The sequence below is a fragment of the Chloroflexota bacterium genome, from assembly GCA_026713825.1.
Taxonomy (GTDB): Bacteria; Chloroflexota; Dehalococcoidia; order Lucifugimonadales; family UBA1127; genus UBA1127.
This window is the reverse complement of the sequence record JAPONS010000087.1, coordinates 1-3,876: the sequence shown is the minus strand read 5'-3', so window position 1 is coordinate 3,876 and position 3,876 is coordinate 1. Positions and strand designations below refer to the sequence as shown.

General features: G+C 70.7%; 2 protein-coding genes and 1 pseudogene. All 3 read right to left on the bottom strand.

Annotated features, from left to right (window positions below; genetic code table 11):
* Positions 1–205: pseudogene (locus tag OXC99_10955) on the bottom strand (sigma-70 family RNA polymerase sigma factor).
* Between the two features lie 860 nt (positions 206–1,065).
* Complete coding sequence (dnaG, locus tag OXC99_10950; protein MCY4625501.1) at positions 1,066–2,850, bottom strand: DNA primase; 1,785 nt, start codon at positions 2,848–2,850, stop codon at positions 1,066–1,068.
* A 44-nt stretch (positions 2,851–2,894) separates the two neighbouring features.
* Positions 2,895–3,779 carry an RluA family pseudouridine synthase gene (locus OXC99_10945; GenBank protein ID MCY4625500.1) on the bottom strand — a complete coding sequence of 295 codons (885 nt, stop codon included), beginning with the start codon at positions 3,777–3,779 and terminating at the stop codon, positions 2,895–2,897.
* Between the last annotated feature and the right edge of the window lie 97 nt (positions 3,780–3,876).

The window sequence follows — 3,876 nt, the reverse complement described above, 5'->3', positions numbered from 1 at the left end:
TGGCGCGGGTGATGGCCTGCCGGATCCACCAGGTGGCGTAGGTGCTGAACTTGTAGCCCTTGCGGTAGTCGAACTTCTCTACGGCGCGGATGAGGCCGATGTTGCCCTCCTGGATGAGGTCCAGCAGGGACATGCCGCGGCCGATGTACTTCTTGGCGACGCTGACCACCAGCCGGAGGTTGGCCTCGGCGAGGTGGCGCTGCGCGCGGTTGCCGTCGTGGACGGCCTTGTCCAGGTGGCGGCCAATCAGCATCTCGAAGGGGAGCAGGTCCTCAAGCATCCCGCCGAGCTCGTCGCGCAGCCGGTCCAGCGGCGTGTCCGCTTCGATGACCTCGATCACCTGCGGAGCGAGGAGGCGGCTGTTGAGCGAGAGGCTGATGATCTCCACCGCGACGTCGCTCTCCTCGATGCCGAGGCCGGCGCTGAGCTCCGCGACGATGTCCATCTTCATCTCGTTGTCGATGGCCGCGCGGAGCTTGGGGTCCTCCATGATGTGCCGGAGGGTGATGGGCGGCTCAAGGTCGCAGTGCTCGGCCAGCTCCACCGTCACCGGGTACGTGGACGCGAGGCGGCGCAGCAGCTCAATGGTCACCTGGACGGCCGAGGGGGTCCTGCCGCTCTCCTCGCTGAGGTACTTGCGCATGGCGGTGACGTGCTTGCCGGCCTCCATGCGGCGGGCGAGGCTGCGCTCGTCCTGGGCGGTCAGGAGGCTGACGCGGCCGATCTCGCGCAGGTACATGCGCACGGGGTCGTCGATCATCTCGGCCGACTCGAGCTCGACTTCGTCGTTGTCCTCGACCTCGTCCTCCGGGCGGGTGTCCGCGAGGTCCTTGGGCTGGGGCTCCTCGACGGACCACGTCGAGGCGGAGGCCTTGGCGGAGGCGGTGTCGAAGACGGTCTTCACGTCGGGGCTTGCCTTGGCCAGAACCTCGGCCGCCGTCTGGGGGTCCGCCGACTGCGGCGCCGCTGCCGCGCCGGAAGCTGTGACGACCTCCGGGGTCTTGCCGGTGGTCTCCTTGTTCTCCATGTTCATCTCCTGGCGAATGCGCCTGCTGCGCAGGCGGGCTAGATGTCCCTGCGGACCCTGACGGAAAAGATATCACGAAGCCGCTCGTCCTGCCGGTGGAGCTCCTCCTCCTCCGGCGAGGTGTCCCGGCCCTCCGCCACGGCCTGAGCCAACGACGCCCCCAACTGCGTCCGCTGTTCCCGGAGCTGCCGCTCCTCCAATCGCCGTATCGTCTGCGCGAAGGATTCCGTTCGCTGCTTGTAATCCATCAAGGGGATTTCACGGCTGAGGAGGGAGTCCAGGTGCTCTTGCAGCAGGGCGTCAAGGTCTTCTTTCAGTTCTTCTATTGTAGAACATTCGGCCCACTTTTGGAAGACTTCGCGGTTCTCGCTCTGCCGGAAGAACTCGGCGCGCAGGGCGGCTGCGGCGTCGCGCAGATCGGGGTCGCGCATGAGCAGCGCCAGCGAGTACGCCTCGAGGGGGTCGTCGCGCTCGAAGACGCCCGTCGGCGCCTCGAAGGGACTCTCGGGCGGCTCGGGGCGCGGCGCCTGCCGACGGCCTCGGCCCGTGGGCGGGCCGTCAAGCAGCCCGCGCCGCTGACGCTGCAGCGCCTGCTCCAACGTGTGCCGGCTGACGCCGATGAGCCCCTCCAGCTTTTCCAGGTAGCGGTCCTGGTCTTCCTCCCTCGCCGAGAGAATCCAGCCGCCCAGCTCCTCCGTCAGGGCGCGGCGTCCGTCGGCCGTGTCGAGGTTGATCCGGGAGGCCATGACGCGGAAGCCGAAGTCGACACGGGGCTCGGCGGCCTCGAGGACATCGGGCCAGCGCTCCGGCGAGTTGCGGATGAGCTCGTCCGGGTCCTTGCCTTCGGGGAGCAGCGCGATGCGGACCTCGGGCACGTTGGCCCAGGAGGTCTTGAGGCTGCGCATCGTCGCCTCCTGCCCGGCGGCGTCCGGGTCGAGCGCGAGCACGAAAGTGTCCGCCAGGGGGCGCAGCGCCTCCACCTGGCGCGACGTCAGCGCGGTGCCCATGGAGGCGACGACGTTGGTGTAGCCGTGCTGGTGCGCCATAAGGGCGTCCATGTACCCCTCGACGACGACGCCCTCGCCGCGCAGCCGGATGCTCTCGCGGGCGGCGTCGAGCGCCCAGAGCAACGACGACTTGTCGAAGGCGGGCGTCTGGGGCGTGTTCAGGTACTTGGGCACGCTGCCGTCGAGCTCGCGGCCGCCGAAGCCGACCACGCGGCCGCCGGCGTCGCGGATGGGGAACATGAGCCGCGAGTGGAAGAGGTCGCGGGATGCGCCCTGCTGCGGGCGCGTGACGAGCCCCGCGCGCTGCAGCTCCTCCTCCGTGAAGCCCTGCCCCATCAGGTGGCCCTTGAGCTCCTCGAAGCCGTCGGGGCTGAGGCCGAGGTTGAAGGCGGCCGCCGTCTCGGGCGCGACGCCGCGGTCCTGCAGGTAGGCGAGCGCGGCCTCGCCGTCGGGCGACTGGAGGCGGCGCTGGAAGAAGCGCATCGCCTCCTCGTTGGCGCGCAGGAGCGGGTCCATCTGCGCGTGCTGCCGAGGCGACGGCAGCGGCACGCCGAGGCGCACGGCCAGCGAGCGGAGGGCCTCGCTGAAGCTCTGGTTCTCCATCTTCATCACGAAGCGGATGGCGTCGCCGCCCTCGGAGCACGCGCCGAAGCAGCGCCACGAGCCTCGCTCCGGGTTGACGACGAAGGAGGGCGTGCGCTCCGTGTGGAACGGGCACCGCGCCTTGAAAACGCGGCCGGCCTGCGTCAGCGGCACGTAGTTGGACACCACGTCCACGATGTTCAGCCGGGCCTTTACGTCGTCAAGAAGGCTCATATATGCCTCAACGGGTGGTGGGGAGCCGCGGTTAGGCCGCCATTCTACACCGCCCGCACGGGTAAGATGCCAGCCTCTTTTGAGGGTTCTCGCAGCATGTCCAGCGCGGCCTGCAAGTCGGGCGGCAGCGGCGACGACACCTCGACGGTCTCGCCCGTCGATGGCTGGCGGAAGGCGAGGGACGCCGCGTGGAGGAAATGGCGCTCGACGGGCGACGGGCGGGCGCGGCCGTAGAGGGCGTCGCCGACGAGCGGGCAGCCGAGGGACGCCAGGTGGACGCGTATCTGGTGCGTGCGGCCCGTAACGGGCCGGGCCTCCACCAGCGACGCCTCCGGCAGCCGCTCCAGCACGGCGTAGTGGGTCACCGACGCTCGGCCGTTCTCGACGACGGCCATGCGCTTGCGGTCGGCGGGGTGCCGCGCGATGGGGGCGTCGACCGTGCCCGTCTCGGGGCGCGGGCAGCCCCAGACCAGCGCGAGGTAGCGCTTGTGGACGCGGCGGGCCTGAAGCTGCGCGGCCAGCGAGTGGTGGGCATGGTCGTGTTTGGCGACGAGCATGAGGCCGGAGGTGTCCTTGTCGAGGCGGTGGACGATGCCGGGCCGCTGCGCGCCGCCGATGCCAGAGAGGTTCGGGCGCAAGGCGAGCAGCGCGTTCACCAGCGTGTGCGACGGGTGGCCGGGCGCCGGGTGGACCGTCAGCCCCGCCGGTTTGTCGACGACGAGCAGGTCATCGTCCTCGTAGACGATGGGGACGGGGATGTCCTCCGGCGCGAGGTCGAGGGGCGCCGGGGGCGGGATGATGAGATCGATGACGTCGCCCGCGCGGACGGGCTGCGAGGGCCTGCTCGGCGCGCCGTTGACGGCGACCATGCCCTGCTGCACCAGCCGCGCGAGCCTGGAGCGGGTGAGGTCGGGGCACTGCTCGGCCAGGAAGCGGTCGAGGCGGGGGGCCGGCCGGGCCGCGCGGGGGCGGCGGGGCGGGGCCCCGGGGCGACGCTGTGAGCGGGGGGGGGGGGCGCAGCTCGGC